This is a genomic window from Campylobacter concisus, assembly GCF_015230035.1.
Classification (GTDB): domain Bacteria; phylum Campylobacterota; class Campylobacteria; order Campylobacterales; family Campylobacteraceae; genus Campylobacter_A; species Campylobacter_A concisus_BK.
This window is the reverse complement of sequence record NZ_JAAKZD010000005.1, coordinates 150870-169851: the sequence shown is the minus strand read 5'-3', so window position 1 is coordinate 169851 and position 18982 is coordinate 150870. Positions and strand designations below refer to the sequence as shown.

Genomic DNA, 18982 nt, shown 5'->3' with positions numbered 1-18982 from the left:
AGATCGCCGCTAAATTTATGGCTCTCATTTTTGGTATTTATCACTACATCCGCACTTAGACTAACGCCACTAAGCTCTTTAAACCAAAACTCATCTTTTTGCACGCTAAAGCCAACAAGAGCAGGGGTAAAAATAAGAGACGGCTGAGCAAATAGGTTAAATTTATCAGTTAAATTTAGTTTTTTACTCTAGCGCTAAATTTGATTTACTGCATATTTATGCTTCCAGCTGGAGCGGGCATATCGCCTTTTTCATCTACAAATGGAGGCCCTTTTTGAAGTAGCGCAGTCACTTCAGAGGCAACCTTTGGATCCATCTTAGCCATGATGGTTGATATCTTTTTTGCGTCAAGGGCGTAAAGTATGGTGGCCGCGTTTGATCTAGGCATTTGCGAGAGCACTTCGGCTGCTGCGCCATCTTTCATTTTGGCATAGGATTCATTGACTTTATCAGTCGTCATCGTGCGAAGTTCTTTTAAAATTTTCTCATTTTTAGCGACAACTTCGTCGATCTCTTTGCGTTTTTGCTCGATCACTTTCATCGTCGCATTCAGATCAGCCTCTTTTTTGGCAAGCTTTTTGTTGTTCTCTTCATAAGCTGCAGCCGAGCTTGCTCGAAATACCTCTAGGGCTTGGCGCTGCTCGTCGATGATCTCAAGCTCCTTTGAAATTTCCTCTTTTCTAGCTTCAAAGATCTGAGTGCAATCAACCGGCACTTCAAAGCAAAATGCAAAATTTATGACCATAAAAAAGAGTAAAGCAGCTCTCATTACGCCTCGCTTTTGGCTGCAAATTTCATAACCGCAAACTCATCAAGAGCAAGCGCTTCAGCCTTTTGTATGCGTTTTATCTCTTTTTTAAATTCTTCTTTTTCTAGATATTTCATCTTTTCATACTCTAAATTTGCATTTTTATATTTGTGCTCGTAGTGCAAGACCTCTTTTTTTGCTATCTCTAAGCTCTCTTTGCACGCGCTTAGCTCGGCTCTTGCTATATTTATGAGCTCTAAATTTTCTCTTAGCTCGCCTATGTTGCCACTTTTTGGCAGGCTAAACTCATTAAGCTTGGCCCTTAAGAGTGCTATTTTTTCTTCAGCATTTCTTACATTTAGCCTAGCAACGACGAGCTTAGCCTCTACCTTATCCATCTCCTGCTTTTTGACGCGGACGACGGAGGTAAATTTACTTTTCATCTAATGATCGTATCGCTTCTCTCAGGGCTTGTTGAGATATAGCCGACCTTCACGCCAGTTAGCTCCTCGATACGCTCGATATATGCTCTTGCGTTTGCCGGCAAGTCTTCATATCTGCTGATGCCTTTTACACTGTCCCAGCCCGCAAGCTCCTCATAGATAGGCGTTGCATTTTCAAGATCTGTTGGCACGTAGTCGATAGTTTCGCCGTTATATTGATATGCTTTGCAAATTTTTACCACTTCAAAGCCATCAAGCACGTCAAGCTTCATAAGCGCATAGGTATCGACGCCATCAAGTCTTGAAGCGTATTTTACGCTTACTGCGTCAAACCAGCCACAACGTCTGCGGCGGCCTGTTGTTGTACCAAATTCTTTACCGATCTCACACATCTTATCGCCGCTCGTGCCTTTGTCTTCAGTTGGGAAAGGTCCGTGTCCTACGCGAGTCGTATATGCTTTGATGACACCTATTACCTTGCCTATCTCTTTTGGATTTAGTCCAAGGCCTGTGCAAGCGCCAGCGCTTATGGTATTTGAGCTAGTTACATAAGGATATGTGCCGTGATCGATGTCTAAAAGTGTGCCCTGAGCGCCTTCAAGTAGGACTTTTTTATCTTCATCTAGCGCTTTCCAAACTAAATTTGTAGTGTTTGCGATAAATGGAGCAAGCACCTCTTTATATCTTTTTAGCTCTTCAAGTAGCTCATTTTCTTCAGGTATCTTTACACCAAGAGCGTCAAATACGCATTTGTTTGTTTCAAAATCATGCATCAAAGCATCGCACAAGCGCTCTGGCTCAAGTAGCTCGCCAACTCTGTGGCCGCTTCTGCTTATCTTGTCTGCGTATGTTGGTCCGATGCCTTTGCCAGTCGTTCCGATCGCTTTTTCGCCTTTTAAGCGCTCTTTTGCTTGATCGACTTGGCTGTGGTAGCTTAAATTTAAGTGTGCTTTGTCGCTTATATAAAGTCTGCCTTCTAAGTTGTCAAACTGCGCCATCTCAGTGATGAGCACCTCTGGAGAGACAACGACGCCGTTGCCGATGATATTTATGATATTTTTGTGCAAAATTCCGCTTGGGACAAGGTGAAGTGCGTATCTTACGCCATCGACCCAAATCGTATGACCAGCGTTGTGGCCACCTTGAGAGCGACAAATCATGTCATAGTTTAGTCCTAGCATATCAACTATCTTGCCTTTACCCTCATCACCCCATTGAACACCAACTACTAAATCAGCCTTTCTCATTCTTACTTCCTTAAATTAATTTTTTCTTCTATCAATGCATCAGTATAAACAGCGAACCCGCTGCTTGAAATATCGTCTATTTCATAGTTTCCGCCACTTGCTAAGATGGCGTTGTCTTTTAAAAATCTAAAAAATAAACTATCATAATATCTCATTTTTGAGTAATATAGCGGAACTATTCTTAAATTTTTATATTCTAGTGATTTGGCTACGCTTTGTAAATTTTTTAGCGCCTCTTTTAGCTTATCAGGGACTAAATTTACTATCTCATCAAGCTCGCTAGCGTCCTTTAAAAGGGCTAGTTTGCTAAGCCACGGCACGTTTTGGGCTAAAATTTTTTCTAGCCATGAATTTTCAAAAATTTCTATCTCTAAGTTTAAAATTTCGCAAATTATCCTTGGGATTTGCATGTTGCTAAGCTGCAAACAAGCGCCGATCTCAAGCTCACTAAAGAGCTTTGCAACGATGTTTATGCTCTTTAAAATGTCGTTTTCGCCGATAAGCTCAGCGCCTATTTGATAAATTTCTTGGCTTGGGTAGCGAAAGACTGGCTGGATGTAAAACCACCTCTTTGGCTCGTTTGCTTTAAGCCTTCTAAGCACGATCCTAACGGTATCAACCGTGCTATCAGCCCTTAAGCTTATCTCGTGGTTTAGACTGTCGCTAAAGCGCAGAAGGTTTGTCGCATCTACGCTTAGATGTTGATGATACGAAAAAAACGGCGTTACGATCTCGCTAAAACCTTCATCTTCTAAAATTTCACTCGCTTTTTGCTCGATTTTTCTCTTTAGCTTCGCACTTTTTGCAAAGTAAAGTTTGCTTCCGTTTGGGATCTCGTGCTCATAAACATTTACATCACTCAACTCTTATCTCCTTACTAAAACCTAAATTTATATCGCACTCTTTAATGATGGACACGGCTAGATTATAGAGTTCGCCGCTGTCACTACTGCTTGCTAGTTTGCTTAAATTTATAGAAATTTCTTGATTAAATTTACCTATATTTTTTATCTCGTCTTCTATTTTTTGTTTCAAGCTTTGTGCTAGTTTGTCGTCTTGATTTAAATTTGCTATCACTTCATTTGCAAGCTCTTTTAGCACGACTAAGCCTTTGAAAAGCTCGAAATTTTCACTATTTTTATAGTCTTTTATGTGTAGATATGGTCTTTCGAATTTAAACGAAGCAGCATCTTTTGCCAAAAGCGCTAATGAGAAAATGTTGCCTTGAAATTTATCAAAACCAAGACCAAGTAAAAACTCAAGCGTTCTTTTGTCATCGATATTTTTTATAGTCGCATTTAGTCCAAATTTATCAGCCACAAACCTTATCATATTTATGCTCTCAAGCGCCTCTTTTGAGTTAAAGATATGCTTGCAAAATTTATTATCTATATTAAAGCGGTTTGTCTTTAGCATACCAAGAGCTTCGATCGAGCTTGAGTATGATGCAAAGTCATCAAGCGAGAAGTGTATGCCAAGCTCTTTATATTTTCTCACATAAATTTCTAAAATTTCTAAATTTGTAGCTGTTGCAGCGTCGATAACATCGATGATAAGCCCAGTTGGATCAAGGCTTTTATCCTCATCAAATATCGCTTTAAATTTATGCCAAAACTCCTCCGTAAAGAGCTTTTTAACGCTTAAATTTACACGAACTTTTGCGCTTATGCCATTTTCTAGCCAAATTTTTCTTGCTAAAAGCGCCTCTTTTATCGTAAATAAAGCGATATTGCTCGATGCACTACTTGTTTTTATGAGTGGTAAAAAGTCGCTTGGATAGATGATCTCACCATCTTTTCTCCATCTAATAAGCGCTTCAAAACTTAAAGTCTCGCCCGTGCTAAAGCTGATCTCTGGTTGAAATTCTAAAAACATCTCGCCAGCGTCAAGCGCTTTTAAAATTTTTGAGCCATCTTCGTATTGGCTCTTAAAATAGACATCTTTTTTCGCATCAAATGTATAGCTTCTGTTTTTGCCACTTATCTTGGCTTGATACATCGCCCAGTCGGCTCTTTGTAGCACATCATCAGCCCCAAGCTCACTATCGGCCAAGGCTATGCCTATGCTTGCGCTTGCTTTTAGTTTTAGCTCGTCTATCTTTACTTCATCTGAAGCTAGCCTTAGCATATTTTGCGCTATCTCATAGACTTCGCCTAAATTTTCGTAGTTTATGACGCCTACAAACTCATCTCCGCCTATCCTTGCAAAGATATTTTTGCCATTAAACATAGCGCCTATCTTTTCAGAGATAGCTACTAGAAATTTATCGCCTATTTGGTGGCCGAAGTTGTCATTTATGCTCTTAAAATCATCCATATCAAGGTAGATGACGGCTATTTTTTGTTCATTTTTTTGTATGAGAGAATTTAGCTTGTTGTAGAGTAAAAATCTATTTGGCAGCTTTGTGAGCGGATCGTGATATGCGATAAATTCTAGATATTTTTCATTTTGTGCTTCGTTATTTGCAAGCATTGCTAGCATGATATAGCCAGTTTTTTTCTCGCTTGCATCGATAAGCGGTAAAATTTCTATGACTTCAAGCTTGCTTTTGTTTTTATTATTTTCGCTCCAAACCTTGCCACTCCACGAGCCACCTTGGTTTATGGTCTCTATGATCTGGTATTTTATATCGCTTAAGCCTTGCTTTATAAAGGTGATATCTTTTAGATATACGCTATCTTTTGCGCCTGCACTTTCAAAAAATGCGTCATTTGCGTCAATAACCCTCATCTCTTCATCAAGCAAGACGACCTCTTCTTTGCTAAATGAGAAAATTTTTGCAAGCAGGTCTTGGCAGACAAAGAAGCTATCTTCTAGGCTAAGATCTCTTAACGTGCCTTTTATCAAGCTTACTTCGCCAAATTCGTCGTATTCAAGCGCTTTTGCCCTTAGTCTAAAGTGTAGAATTTCTTTATCTATGCTGTAAAGCTTGATATCTTTGATGTATGTTTGAGCATCTCTTAAGCTCTCAAAAAAGCTATAAAAACTATCAAACTCATCGACAAAGACCGACTTTGCTTGCTCGAAATTTAGAGTGCTTTGCGTGCCAAGAATTTTACTTAGCTCGTCTGAGATGTTGAGCATGTCGCTTCTTTTATCCCAAGTAAAGACATTTGCCTCACTAGCCCAAAGCAGAGCCTTGCTCTCTTTGCTTTGTTTTTCAAATCTCTCTTGAAGCTTTAGCATATCGCTAAGATCGGTAAATGAGTAGATGACCTTTTGCTCATCTGCATCGATAAATTTAGCCTTTATCTTAAATGGAATTTTCTTGCCGTAAGCGTTTGTCATATTTGCTATGAAATTTAGCTCTTCATTTTTAAAGCTTGCTTGCAAAAAGGCCTTTTTACTTGCTAGCACGGCAGCTTTAAAGCTATCAAAGTCCTCGCTTGCGATGATATCTTCTAAATTTATGAGACCTTGGCTTTGGACGTTAAAAATTCTCTCGACATTGTTTGTACTTTGGATGATCAAAAATGGCTCTTGTGCCGAAGCGATGGCGATGACATTTGGTGATAAAAAGACGTAGCTTTTGATGATATCATCATTTCTTTGCGTCATCTTTTCTTGAGTGATATCTTTTATGAGTATGAAATTTAGCCTTGTGTTTTCTAGCTCAAAGCTACTTTGGGTCGCTAAAACGTCGATTATCTCGCCATTTTTACGCCTTAGCTTAGCTTCATAAGATAGATCATTATTGATAGCATTTTCTCTATCTTCTGCTAAATTTTTAGACTCATCTTCAAGTAGCTCTTTGATATTTAGATCCGCTACATCATCTTTTTTGTAGCCTAGATTTTCTAAAAGAGCGTTGCTAATGTCCGTGATGACGCCAGTATAAGCGTCAAGGACCACGATCTTTAAAAAGCTCTTTTCAAATACATAGCCAAATCTACTCTCGTAGCTTTGTGCTGTCTCGTAAGCTTTATCTCTATCTTCGTAGAGTTTTTTGATGCTGTTGTTTAGCGATGTAAATTCTTTTATGTCAAATTCTTCATCAGTTGGCTTACTTTTATCTGCCGCAAAAAGAGTGATCCTAGTAAATGGAGAGAGAATTTTATCTTTTATATATGAGTTATCACGTAGCCAAAGTATGCTAAATGCTACAAAGCAGAAAAACGAAAGCACGACTAGAACTAGCTGGATAAAGATCTGTGCCTGCCTACTAGAGCCTGTTATGACAAATAGCTTTTGCTCCTCTAGGTAGCTGATCTTGTAAAAATTCATATCCTTTAGTATAAAAATTATCTTGTCAGCTTTAAACTCGCCACCTTGTGAGATGTATTTGTTAAAGTCCTCTTTTATAAATTTTCTATAAAACTCATCTCTTGAGAGGTTGCCATCTTTATCGACCAAAAAGACGTATGCGGCAAGGTTTTTATTGTAGCCTGTATCGACCTTGTTTTTTAAAAGATTTTGATTTAGCTGAACGAGAATTTTATTGCCATTTTTTAGCCCGTAAGCTATGTAGATATCTTTAAAGCGTCTATTTTTATAAAATCTATCAGAGAGCCTAAACTCGCCTGCTTTTATATCTGAAAACCACGAGATATCGTAGTTGTGTAACTCAAAAGCGCCCTCAAATTTACGCTCATAAAGCAAGGAGTTATCTTTTGCTATCACGTAAAAAGCGGCGTAGAATTTACTTACAACAGTATCTTCATAAAATGGCTCTACGCCGTTTGCTATGAGTCTTGCCTTTGTGGTGATATTGTCTTTTACCTCTACAAATGTATTGACGATATTGTTTCTAGTGATTAAATTTAGCGTTGAAATTTCATATTTTATATCGTTTATGCCAGCAAATATGACAAAAAGTGCAAGAAAGATGAAGGCAAAAAGAAGTAGTGCTATCTTTACATAGAACCTCTTAAAAATCTGCAAAACAGGTTTAGCGCTATTTTTTTGCATTAAATTTAAGCCTCGCTTTTTAAAACTAGCCATGATTTTAACGCAAATTTACTTTTTTTAGCTTATAAAATGCCTTTTTGTTTAAATTTAAAGAGATCACAGGGCGTTTAGCCCCGTGAGTTAGTAGATCCAAGTAACTACTTCAGCTCTTTGTCTGCGTAGTTTTTCTGGTTGTGGGTTTAGGCGGTAGCCAAATGGCACTACGATAGCCACTCTTTTTTCGCTCTCATCAAGACCTAAAATTTCATTAAAGCGTGCCTATCAAAGCCTTCCATCGGGCAGCTGTCAATCCCAAGGCTCGCGGCTGCGTTCATCATATTTGTCGCAGCTATCATGCATTGCTCGTGTGACCACTGAAATGTTAGCTCATCGTCGTTTTTAAAATTTGATAGTAAAAAGAATTTCTGCCTTGCAGCGGTAGCTTCAATATTTTTGTCGGCTCTTCTAGCGATCATTTTATCGATATAGCTGCTGCCAACTTTTACCTCTTTGATCTTTGCTAAGATGACAACCAAATGCGAGCAAGAGGTGATCTGCACTTGATTCCAAGAAACGGCTTTTATCTTCTCTCTAAGCTCCTTGTTTTGCACAACCAAAAAGTCCCACTGCTCAAGCCCAGTCGAGCTTGGGCTTAGTCTGCCAGCCTCTAGGATAAAGTCAAATTCGCCAGCGCCTATCTTTTTGTTCTCGTCAAAAATTTTGCAAGCGTGACGAAATTTTAAAATTTCAAGATAGTTCATCATATCTCCTTTATTAAATTTCTTGACATTATAAAGCGACTAGGTAAATTAAAAGAAATTTAGCCAGACTTTAGCTGGCCTTAAAATAGGCTAAATTTAGCCTATAGTTAGTTTAAAAATATATCAAACTCGCCTTTTTGTATCGCCTCTGCGATGATGGCTGAGCGCTCATAGCCAACCTCTTTTAGGCGCTTTAGAGCTAAGCTCGCATCGTTCTCGCTAACAGCTAGCAAAAGTCCGCCAGAAGTTTGCGCGTCAAAAAGCACGATATCAGCCTCTTTGCTCACAAAATGCTTTGCGAATTCGCGGTTTTTATAGCTTCCCTCTGGGATGATGCCCATATCGGCAAATTCTTTCGCACTTGCGATCACTGGTACATCTTTTTCAAAGACGTTAAAGCTGATCTTGTCGTTTAACATCTCGCTTAAATGCCCTAAAAATCCAAATCCAGTCACATCGGTTGCCGCATAAACCTTGATGCCACTTAGTGCTTTTAGAGCGTAGAAATTTAGCTGAGCCATGATGCCAGCGACCTCACTTATTTGCTCCATGCTTAGTAGATCAGCTTTGATCGCTGTGCTTAAGATGCCGCTGCCAAGAGGCTTTGTGAGGATCAAAACGTTACCAACTTCTGCTGTGTTGTTTGCCCAGAAATTTTTAGGATCTACCTTGCCAGTCGCGCTTAGTCCATAATACATCTGCTGCGTCTCTATCGTGTGTCCGCCAACGATGACGCCGCCACACTCTCTTACTTTATCGGCTCCACCTTGCAAAATTTCGCCTAAAATTTCAGGTGCAAGGTTGCAGCTATCAAAGCCCACGATGTTTAGGGCGTTTATCACCTCGCCACCCATTGCAAAGACGTCACTTAGGCTGTTTGCAGCAGCGATCTGACCGTAGATAAATGGGTCATTGACTACTGGCGTGATAAAGTCAAGCGTCTGAACTAGTGCAAGATCGTCTGATAGCTTAAAAACGCTCGCATCTTCGTTTGAGCCGATGCTTGAGAGCAGGTTTGGATGAGATAAATTTAAACTACTAATCGTTTTGTGAAGACCCGACGGGTCAAGCTTAGCAGCTCAACCAGCGGCTTTAACGAACTGCGTAAGCTTTTTGTCGTGATAGATCATAGTTTGATTTGCTCGTGAGTTGAGAGTATGTCGATGATCTCATAAGCGTTTGAAATTTCGCCAACTGCAAGATCGCTTACTAGTTTATAAGCCTCCAAGCAGCTTCCGCAGCTTAAAATTTGAACGCCAGCAGCTTCAAGATCTTTAAGCGGCTTAAAGCTTGGATGTGAGCGGTTTGTTGTCATCTTAACGGCGTTATTTACGCAGATGATTATCTTTGGTTTTTTCTCTACTTGAAGAAGTGCGCCAAGGAATTTTGATAGCAAATTTATGCCAACTTCGCCGCTACCTGCACGCTCTTCGTTTAGATAGAGCACCTTTTCATTTTTTGGTGTTATGTCGCAGACAAATTCATCAAAATTTGTAAGCTCAAGTGCGCTTTTGCCCTTGATGGCTAAAATTTTAGTCTCATTGCCGTTGCTTTCTAGGCTAAATTCTATATTTTGATTTTTCAAAAATCTCGAGATATTCTCTTTTGGCGCCAAAGCATTTACGATGATCTCTAAGCTCTCTCCCTCATTTAAACCCTCAAGTGCGTTTTTAGTCATGATGACTGGTTTTGGACACTCTAAATTTCTACAATCAATTGTTCTTGTCATTGTTTTTCCTTTGTGATTAGTATTTCAAACCTTGAAACTGATTTTGGATTATAGCTAAAAAATATTAATTTTTTAAAAGGATTTGTGCTGTGAAATTTGCTATAAAAGAGAGTTTGACCATGCGTAAGCCGCAAGGTCAATGCTAGTTATTTTAAATTTGTGTAAGATTTTTCGTAGTCAGATACTGGGATCTTGTTTTCTTTAACAAGCTCTTGATACCAGTAGTGGTGAAGCACATAGACCTCTTCTTCTTCTTTGTATCCAGTGACCATTGACCAGATAGCGCCATGTATAGCGATCGCAGCCATATAGATATGAACTAGGAAAAATACCGCACAGACGATGCCAAGGCAGTTGTGGATAACTACGCTATATCTTAAAAGATCGATTTGAGAGATACCAAACCAACTAGCAACTGCCGGCTCTTTAAAATCCATGAAGTACATGATAGCACCAGTGATGATCATCACTATACCACCAGGGATAGCGATCCAATACCATGCTTTTTGTCCTGCATTAAATTTACCAGCTGGGACTGGTCTTTTCTTCTTTGATAGATAACCACCAACTATCATCATCCATCTGATGTCGTATACTGCTGGGAGCATTCTTTTTGTCCAGCTAAAGAGCATCGGTAGCACAGAAATAGCAAATATAATAGTCGCTATATCGTGCAAGTATCTACAGAAACGCACAAATGTGCCACCACCTAGCTCTGCACCCCACATGATGATGATACCAGTTGGCACCAAGATGATCCAAGAGATCGCAGCTAAGCCGTGAGCTATACGTATAAATACTGAAAAAGCAAGCACTTTTTTGCCATCATGACTAAAGTGTTTTGGTCCGATGATCAAGAAGTGTAGCACGAACGCACCGATAACAGCTAAAATGATAGAAAGTGCAGCTATCGCGAAGTAGTCGTTGCCTTGTATAAAAGTAAATATCGGGCCCCAGCCATGCTCATAAGGCTTGATATTTTCTATCCTCTGTGCTGCCCAAATGGTGCTGTCAAATTGATTGACGCCAGTTGGTCCCTCAATGGCCATCGCCGCAACGGACAATGTAAAAAGTAGAGTAAGAATTCTCGTCATTTTATTCCTTTATTTGCTAAAGCTTAAATGATTTAAGCTTTGGTTAAATATGCTAAAATCACACAGCTATGCCGTTTTGCGGCTATTATATCAGAGCTAATCACAAGCAAACCTTAGCAAAAAAGATTACTAAAAATTTTATAAAAAACATTTAAGTTTTGTTAATTTTTATCGTTTTTGATCTGAAAATTTAGCTAAAATAAAGCCAAATTTTAGCCGAAAAAGGACCGCACTATGCATCTTTTTTGCCTTATATTTGATGACTACGAGACGCTTGATCTCATGGGGCCAGTGGAGTTTTTGGCAAGGGTGCCTGAAATGAAGATAAGCTACGTCTCGTTTGATGGTGGGATGAAAAGAAGCAAGCAGGGCTTTCTTATAAAAACCAAAAAACTTAACAAGATGCCAAATGAGAGCGTTTTGCTACTCCCTGGAGGTCAAGGCACGAGGACGCTTGTAGATGATAGTGAGTTTATCTCAAGACTTAAAGAGTGCGTTTTGGCTTCACAATTTTGCCTAAGCGTATGCACTGGCTCGGCGCTCATCGCTCGCACAGGAGAGCTTGACGGACTAAAGGCTACCTCAAATAAAAGATCGCTTGAGTGGGTAAAAAGTTGCGGCGAAGCTGTAAAGTGGCAAGAGTGCGCTAGGTGGGTGAGGGCAGGTAAATTTTACACAGCCTCAGGCGTGGCTGCTGGCATGGATATGGCGCTTGGCTTTATCAGTGATCATTTTGGCAAGGAGCTAGCCCAAAAAATCGCAAACGAGACCGAATACAACTGGCAAAAAAGCTCCAAAATAGATAAATTTGCCAAAATTTATGGGTATTAAATTTAAAATAGCTTGTGACTTTTAGATAAAGTCAGAAATTTGCTAAATTTAATAAGGATAGCAAGTCAAAATAGCTCTAGCAAAGGTATTGAGCTAAATTTTATAGATAATAAATTAATCGGTTCGCAGTCTGGTTTTAAGTTTCTCAAATTTAGAGAATTTAAATTTTGAAAACGAAAATAGCTTCAAGATAAATTTTTAAATTTAAGCAGTTTAAAGCCATTTTGGCAAAATTTGCAAGCCAGATAAATTTGACCTAAATTTAAAAAAGTCAAATTTACCTTCAAAAACTAAGCCTAGTTTCTGCGCCTATACTCTTCGTATCCAAATTCACGGATCATCTTTATCTCGCCATTTTCTTTTAAAAGAAGAAGATCAGGCAGTTTTATACCGTTAAATGTCGTATTTTTCACGATGGTGTAGTGAATTTGATCTTCAAAGATGACGCGGTCGCCGATTTTTAGCTCGCTATCAAATTTATACTCCGCATCGCCCGCTTCAAGCCCCACTATATCGCCAGCTAGGCAGGTATTGCCGCCAAATCTATAAGCAAATTTGCCATTTTCACTCTCGCCTCTAACGGCTGGGCGGTAAGGCATGAGCACAGTATCTGGCATGTGCGCCTCAGCTGAGGTGTCAAGGATGGCGATATCTTTCTCGTTGTGCACGATGTCAAGCACGCTGCTTATCAAAAAGCCAGTTTGCCAGCCCACAGCCTCGCCTGGCTCCAGATAGACCTCTACGCCGTATTTTTCGCGAAAACGCCTAATTATCTTTATAAGCAGCTCCACGTCGTAATCAGCCCTCGTGATGTGGTGACCGCCGCCCATATTTATCCACTTCATCTTTGGTATAAACTCACCAAATTTCTCTTCAAATGCCTCCAGCACGACCTGCAAGCTGCTAGCACTCTCCTCGCAAAGCGCGTGGAAATGAAGCCCAGTGATGCCATCAAGAAGCTCTGGCTTAAAATTTGCCCTTGTGATGCCAAGCCTGCTAAATTTACCGCATGGATTGTAGCTATCAGTTGGGGCGAGCGAAACCTCTGGATTGACCCTTAGGCCGCAGATGATGCCGTTTTGAAGGGCAATGTCTTTAAATTTTTGCCACTGCGCAAAAGAGTTAAATGTGATGTGCTTTGAAATTTTTAAAATTTCATCAAAGTCCTCATCTTTAAAGGCTGGGCTATACGTGTGGATCTCGCCTTTTACGTATTCGCTTGCAAATTTAGCCTCGTGAAGCCCGCTACAAGTCGCTCCGTCAAGATATGAGCCCACCATATCCATCACTCCGCTAAATGCAAAACCCTTAAGAGCTACTAAAATTTTAGCTCCGCTTTGCTCTTTTACATACTTTAAAAGCTCCAAATTTTTACGTACTTTGGCCTCTTCGCAGACGTAGGCTGGGGTTTTTATGCTTTTTAAAATTTCGTTCATTTTCTATCTCTTTTGCAAATTTTCAAATAAGTATATCTAAATTTATTTTTAAGTAAAATCAGCAAAAATTTCAAAGGATAAAATGTGGTAGAGATCGAATTTCTTGGGCCTATCGGGCTTGAGAGTATAAAAGTAGAAGCAAAAAATTTAGGCGAGGTAAAAGCGGCTTTAAGCGAGAAAGAAGAGCTTAAAAAGTGGCTAAATATCTGCGCAGTGGCTGTAAATGACGAGATCGTAAGCGATATAAATTTCGCTCTTAAATCAGGCGATAAAATTTCTATATTGCCGCCAGTTTGTGGAGGCTAAGATGCAAATTTATAATGGAAGCTTGGACGTTCAAGGCATCACAAACGAGTGGTATGATAAATTTAAAGATAAAAACTGCGGTGCGCTCATCACTTTTGTAGGCATAGTAAGAGAAGAGGGCGGGATTTCGGCACTTAGCTTTGATATCTATGAGCCGATCCTTAAAAAATGGCTAGATGCTTGGCAGGAGCGAGCCAAAAAAGAAAATGCCTACGTGCTCTTTGCTCACTCAAAAGGCGATGTGCCGGTGCATACGAGCTCTTATGTAGCAGGTGTAGTGAGCCCTCAAAGAAAGGTCGCGCTAAGGCTTATAAACGAGTTTGTCGAGGACTTTAAGGCAAATGCGCCGATCTGGAAATATGACGTGATAAATGGCGAGAGAATTTACGCCAAAGAGCGCAGCCAAGCGATAAATGGCGCCGGACTTTTGGCATAAAAAGGGCAAAAATGATAACCAAAGAGAGTAAAAAAGATGTTTTTTGGGCACTAGCCTTTGGGCTTGGGCTCTTTGTCTTTAGCGTCGCTAGCTACTTTTATCTTGATCTTGGCACACCATCTCTTTTTGGTGTCATCGTTGGCGCCATTTCAACCTTTTTTTGCGTTAGAAAGATCTTGCAAAACAACTTTTTTGAGATAGATGATGATGGATTTGTCATAAAAAAAGGCTCAAAACATATCAAATTTTTCTTCAAAGATATCGATGAGATCGCCATTAAAAGCTTTGGCGATAAGAAAAAAGTCGATGCGCTAAGTGTTAAATTTAGAAAAAATCGCCTCGATAGAGATGCGTGTTTTGGCTTAGTGCAAGCGCTTGGCGATGATATGATCGTTATTTTTGATAGATATGAGCTCTCGCAATTTACACTTTCAAAAGAGCTTCGAGATAGGCTGGCTAAATTTAAGGATAGGGCGTAAAAATTTATTATTATAGTTTTATGCTAAATCGTTTTTGATAAAATTAAAGTATTTTAAGGAAAAAATATGAATAAATATATTCCTCAAGAACCAAATCAAATTTATGATTTTATAGATAGTACTATTAGCGAAATTATATTGGAGATTGATAAAAAAGACGGAAATGAATCTGTGCAAAACTCAAAAGAGCAGGTAAAAAATATAATTTTAAGTTTTAAACAACAAGTTTTTGATAGTGCAGTAGCAGAGCTAAAGAAAAATAGTGAGTGGAATAAACTGGTTATTGCATTTTATGGAGAAACAAATGCTGGTAAATCGACTTTAATAGAAGCGTTACGTATATATCTTGGGGAGTCTACTAAGTCTAAAGATATATTTAAATTTAATAGTTTAAGACAAAAATTTAATAATATTCCAATAGAAAAAATAATACAAATTAAAGAATATAAGGATAAGCTTGATAACCAAGAATTAGCTATTTTGCTGCAAAACGAGCAAAATGGAAAAACACTAATTAATACACTGGCTAACCACCTGAAATTATTTACAATAAATTTTAAAAGGAAATTCTTAAACACAGAAATATGTGAGATGATAAATTTGGCTGACGGCTCGATAATTGGTGACGGAAGACCTGATTTTACAAGAAAAGCAACTAGTTATGAATTTGACGATTTTATATTAGTTGATTTGCCTGGTATTGAGGGTAGTGAAGAAAAAGTAATAGACGAAATATTAACGTCAGTTAAAAGGGCACATACTATATTTTATGTTACTAGTTCGGTTACTCCTCCACAAAAAGGGGATAACAATAAAAAAGGAACGCTTGAGAAAATAAAAGAACACTTAAATGATCAAAGTGAGGTTTATGTTTTGTTTAATAAGCGTATTAACTCGCATCAACAGCTAAAAGAAAATTTATTAAGTGAAAGCGAGCAAAAATCACTTTTAGTAGTAGACGAAAAAATGCAAGAAATCATTCAAGATAGTTATGTTTCGCACAAAATTGTATCTGCAAAAATAGCGTTTCTTGGTGTAGCTGAGTGCTTGCTTGATGGTTTTAAAGCTGCTCAAGACAGAGCTAAATTTTTAGAAAAATTTGATAAAAATGAGCTTATTAAGCGCTCTAACCTTGATGAATTTGGGTTGTTTTTAAAAAATGAGCTGGCGGATAATGCTCAAAAAAAGATAAAAAGATCAAATTTTTATAAAGCAAATGGTGTACTAAAAAAGCTAATTGATATCTTAAAGGATATTTTATGTAACAATATCTTACCTCTAAAGGAAGAGCTAACTAGAGAATATCAAGATGCTAAAAATAATATAAATACGGCTTTTTTATCACTTAAAAATGATGCCAATATTGCCGTAGACAAAGAAATAGAAAAATTTAGAAGAGAGACTAGAAGTTCTATTTATGATTATATAGATGATGACGTTAGTAATGACGATTTTAAGCAAAAATTAGAAGATATCCTAAATCAAAACGTTCAAAAATTACAAAACAAACTACCTGATGTTGTTAAAAATATTTTTAATGAATTTGAGTCAATGGTGCAGCAAGATTTAAGTAATTTTGCTAGAAAAGCAAATGAAACCATGAATGAGTTACAAAGCGTAAATATTGGCTCATTTAATATAAACATCGATATTAAAAGCGGTGTGGATAAAATGGGATTGCTAGGGAGCGCGGTAGGAGCAGGTGGTCTTATAATGACTTTTACTCTTACAAATGCCTGGAATCCTTTGGGTTGGGCAGCTTTTGGAGTTGGTGTAGTTACTGTAATAGTAAGCTTTTTAAAGTCAGTTTGGGGATGGTTTGATAGTGATTACAAAAAATCACAGCAAAGGCAAAAAGCTGATGGCAATATATGCAATGTGGCAAATCGTATAAAAAATAATATCGCTCCAAGTCTTGATAAAAATTTAGAAGAGATCAGGGTGGGACTTGATGAGATAACGACAAATTTATATCTTTTCGTACAAAGTGCTCAAAGTACTGAAGAGCTTTTTATTGAAAATATAGAAAGATTAAAAAATATATTTAAAAATATCAAAAATTTAGGAGGAAAAGATGAATAGTACCTTGGCAGAATTTAAAAGTCAACAAGACAAAGCGATGCAAATTTTAACAAGGTTGCAAGAGTTTGTAATGGAAGGCGAGGAATACGGCATAAGCATAGACAAAAGCATAAAAACAAAACTCGCAAATGCGCTGGAAAACGTGCAGGACGGGAAGCTAAAAATAGCACTTGTAGGCGGCTTTAGCGAAGGTAAAACGTCAATAGCTGCCGCTTGGCTTGAAAAATTAGATAAGGCATCTATGAAAATAAGCCACGAGGAGTCATCTGATGAAGTCAAAATATATAACGTAGATGATGAAATCGAGCTTGTAGATACTCCGGGATTGTTTGGGTTTAAAGAAAAATTTAGTGACGAAGCACATACGATACAAAAATATAAAGATATAACCAAAAAATACGTAAGCGAAGCACATCTAGTATTATACGTGCTAAATCCGGTAAATCCTATAAAACAAAGCCACGAAAGCGACATAAACTGGCTTTTTAGAGAATTAAATTTGCTACCTAGGACGATATTTGTACTTAGTAAATTTGATGAAGTGGCCGACATAGAGGATGACACAGCCTATAAAAGTGAATTTAATATCAAAAAACAAAATGTAACCGAGCGCTTATGTGAACTAATAAAACTAACGCAAAGCGAAATAAATGGGCTATCTATCGTAGCTGTATCGGCAAATCCATTTGATAATGGCATAGAATACTGGATAAAAAATTTAGCTGAGTTTAAAAAGTTGTCGCATATATCAAATTTGCAAGAAGCTACAAGCACAAAGATAAAAACCAACGGCGGCATAGTAAATATAGTAAATGAAAGCAAAAAAAGTGTGATAGCGGATGTTATAAACAAACAACTTCCAGTAGCAAGAGGAATACAGCATGAAATAGCTAAAAATATAAACTCTCTAAACGATACAAGGGAAAGAATAAGTAAAGAGTTAATGCCACTCTCAAATAAAATTTCAAAAATAAGAGTTGAATTAAGGGAATTTGTAACTGGATATTTTAGTGACATTATTTTGCAGGTTCAGGGAACTAGCATTGATAGTTTTAATGATTTTTTTCAGCGCGAGATAGGTAGTGAAGGTATAAATATGAATACTCGCATACAAAATGAATTTGACAAGCTTACAAACTCGGTTAATCACGCCATAAGTAGGCTTGAAGTAAATTTTCAGGCTGAAGTGGATAATTTTAACTCTGCCTTGCTTAGTTACGGTAGTCAGGGGGTAAAGTATTTAAAAAGCTCAGGCATTATAAACGCAACCAACGTAAAGATAGCGCGAGATGGCATAGTTAGCGCTGCAAAATTTATAGGTGTTGATTTGTCTAAAATTTTGAAATTTAAACCATGGGGTGCAACTAAATTTGCGGCTGGAGCAAATGTATTACTTTCTTTTATTGGTCTTGGAATGGAAATTTGGGATAGCATTCAAAAACAAGAACGAGAAAGTAAATTTAGGACTGCTATTAGTGATATGGTGGATAGCTTCGAAAAACAGAGAAAAGAGATATTGGATCTAATTAACGGCGATAATTTTATTGATATTTTTTTTCCCGACTATATAAAGCTTGTTTCAAATTTAAAAGAGATAGAAAAAGATATAGAGACCATGAAAGAGACACAGGCTAATTTTAAAAAATGGCTTGACGTGGGCGAGACTATTGATGCTGAGTTTGAAGTGATAAAATAAATATCTTTAATTTATATTTGAAAATTTCGTGTCGCTTTAATTTATTCGGCACGAAATTTTTATATTACTTAGCAGAATGTCTTTGGATAGTTGTAAAATCTATTTGCTTTTATAATGAGGATTGTTTTATTAATAAAAATAAAATTTTTAAATTTAGTTAGTATAACTTTCAAGTTTTTCGTGGTCGATAATGAGAAATTCGTGCGGAGTGATCTTTCTGATGATGTCGTCTTTGATAAGCTCATTAAAGGCTGTTGAGGCGCTTTGGCGCTTGAGACCAACAAAGCTTGAGAGCACTTTTAGAGAAAACGGCAAAAACACGTATCGGTAGCCGTTTTGTTTTAGATCTTGCTCGTTTGCAAGCTCGATCAAGAAATTTGCGATCCTGCCCTTTGCGTCCTCAAAGAGTATCGACTTTGTGATCTGGCGCTGCACGATGATGGTGTTTAGCGTGGTTGTTAGGATCTCGCTTGCAGCTTTTGGATTATGTAAAATTTCACCTATTTTATCCAGTCTAATGACATAAATTTGGGCATCTTCAAGCACTTCAAAGGCGCAGTTGTCATCGAGTATGGCGATGTTGTTTTTTTCTAAATGATAAAGGATAAATTCCTCGCCATCTTCAAAAAATGAGAGCTTTGCTGAGCCAGTTTTTAAGATGATGATCTCGATATCTTCGGTGTAGATCGTGCTTGTTTTTGGCAGCTCTTTAAACTCAAATTTCTCCAGCTCATCTTGTGTTAAGATATCTAAAATATGCGTTTGTAAAAGCCCTAAGCGTGATTTTTTCATCTTTCTCCCAAAAAA

At 37.9% G+C, this 18982-nt stretch carries 16 protein-coding genes and 1 pseudogene; 6 read left to right on the top strand and 11 right to left on the bottom strand.

Annotation, left to right across the window (positions count from 1 at the left end):
- Positions 1-205: 205 nt before the first annotated feature.
- The 9 genes and pseudogenes from G6W41_RS04980 to G6W41_RS04940 all read right to left on the bottom strand — a co-directional run bounded on the left by G6W41_RS04980 (position 206) and on the right by G6W41_RS04940 (position 10909).
- Complete coding sequence (locus G6W41_RS04980) at positions 206-769, bottom strand: MotE family protein (RefSeq protein WP_194170803.1); 564 nt, start codon at positions 767-769, stop codon at positions 206-208.
- Complete coding sequence (locus tag G6W41_RS04975; RefSeq protein ID WP_021086090.1) at positions 769-1191, bottom strand: flagellar export protein FliJ; 423 nt, start codon at positions 1189-1191, stop codon at positions 769-771. The genes G6W41_RS04980 and G6W41_RS04975 overlap by 1 nt, the downstream gene beginning before the upstream one ends.
- Positions 1188-2438, bottom strand: a complete 1251-nt coding sequence (locus G6W41_RS04970) for an adenylosuccinate synthase (protein ID WP_149701411.1) — start codon at positions 2436-2438, stop codon at positions 1188-1190. The genes G6W41_RS04975 and G6W41_RS04970 overlap by 4 nt, the downstream gene beginning before the upstream one ends.
- A gap of 2 nt (positions 2439-2440) precedes the next feature.
- Positions 2441-3301, bottom strand: coding sequence for an ATP phosphoribosyltransferase regulatory subunit (locus G6W41_RS04965; protein WP_103617229.1), 861 nt, complete (start codon positions 3299-3301; stop codon positions 2441-2443).
- A complete protein-coding gene (locus tag G6W41_RS04960) occupies positions 3294-7346 on the bottom strand; it encodes a diguanylate cyclase domain-containing protein (protein WP_242039910.1) in 4053 nt (1350 codons plus the stop codon). Before G6W41_RS04960 ends, G6W41_RS04965 begins: the two co-directional genes overlap by 8 nt.
- Before the next feature lie 120 nt (positions 7347-7466).
- A pseudogene (locus G6W41_RS04955) lies at positions 7467-8086 on the bottom strand (NAD(P)H-dependent oxidoreductase).
- A gap of 107 nt (positions 8087-8193) precedes the next feature.
- Complete coding sequence (gene selD / locus G6W41_RS04950) at positions 8194-9216, bottom strand: selenide, water dikinase SelD (protein WP_188117399.1); 1023 nt, start codon at positions 9214-9216, stop codon at positions 8194-8196.
- Positions 9213-9815, bottom strand: a complete 603-nt coding sequence (yedF, locus tag G6W41_RS04945) for a sulfurtransferase-like selenium metabolism protein YedF (protein ID WP_012140414.1) — start codon at positions 9813-9815, stop codon at positions 9213-9215. The genes selD and yedF overlap by 4 nt, the downstream gene beginning before the upstream one ends.
- A gap of 146 nt (positions 9816-9961) precedes the next feature.
- Positions 9962-10909 carry a formate dehydrogenase subunit gamma gene (locus G6W41_RS04940; RefSeq protein ID WP_194170801.1) on the bottom strand — a complete coding sequence of 316 codons (948 nt, stop codon included), beginning with the start codon at positions 10907-10909 and terminating at the stop codon, positions 9962-9964.
- A gap of 234 nt (positions 10910-11143) precedes the next feature.
- Here G6W41_RS04940 and G6W41_RS04935 point away from each other — a divergent pair, with 234 nt between their 5' ends.
- A complete protein-coding gene (locus tag G6W41_RS04935) occupies positions 11144-11740 on the top strand; it encodes a DJ-1/PfpI family protein (protein WP_194170800.1) in 597 nt (198 codons plus the stop codon).
- A gap of 296 nt (positions 11741-12036) precedes the next feature.
- Here the strand turns inward: G6W41_RS04935 and nspC are convergent, their stop codons facing one another.
- Entirely contained in the window at positions 12037-13176 is a 1140-nt protein-coding gene (nspC, locus tag G6W41_RS04930; protein ID WP_194170799.1) for a carboxynorspermidine decarboxylase, read from the bottom strand.
- An 84-nt stretch (positions 13177-13260) separates the two neighbouring features.
- Between nspC and G6W41_RS04925 the strand changes: the two genes are divergently transcribed.
- From G6W41_RS04925 to G6W41_RS04905, 5 genes are all read left to right on the top strand, one after another.
- The gene (locus G6W41_RS04925; RefSeq protein ID WP_002941462.1) at positions 13261-13482 is read left to right on the top strand and encodes a MoaD/ThiS family protein; all 222 of its coding nucleotides are present in this window, start codon (positions 13261-13263) and stop codon (positions 13480-13482) included.
- Between the two features lies 1 nt (position 13483).
- Positions 13484-13918 (top strand): molybdopterin synthase catalytic subunit, encoded by a 435-nt coding sequence (locus G6W41_RS04920; RefSeq protein WP_194170798.1) that lies wholly within the window; start codon positions 13484-13486, stop codon positions 13916-13918.
- Between the two features lie 11 nt (positions 13919-13929).
- A complete protein-coding gene (locus tag G6W41_RS04915) occupies positions 13930-14397 on the top strand; it encodes a hypothetical protein (RefSeq protein WP_021092113.1) in 468 nt (155 codons plus the stop codon).
- A 66-nt stretch (positions 14398-14463) separates the two neighbouring features.
- Positions 14464-16479 carry a hypothetical protein gene (locus G6W41_RS10130; RefSeq protein WP_242039909.1) on the top strand — a complete coding sequence of 672 codons (2016 nt, stop codon included), beginning with the start codon at positions 14464-14466 and terminating at the stop codon, positions 16477-16479.
- The gene (locus tag G6W41_RS04905; protein ID WP_194170797.1) at positions 16472-18175 is read left to right on the top strand and encodes a LeoA/HP0731 family dynamin-like GTPase; all 1704 of its coding nucleotides are present in this window, start codon (positions 16472-16474) and stop codon (positions 18173-18175) included. The genes G6W41_RS10130 and G6W41_RS04905 overlap by 8 nt, the downstream gene beginning before the upstream one ends.
- A gap of 153 nt (positions 18176-18328) precedes the next feature.
- Here the strand turns inward: G6W41_RS04905 and G6W41_RS04900 are convergent, their stop codons facing one another.
- A complete protein-coding gene (locus tag G6W41_RS04900; RefSeq protein ID WP_193799099.1) occupies positions 18329-18967 on the bottom strand; it encodes a Crp/Fnr family transcriptional regulator in 639 nt (212 codons plus the stop codon).
- Between the last annotated feature and the right edge of the window lie 15 nt (positions 18968-18982).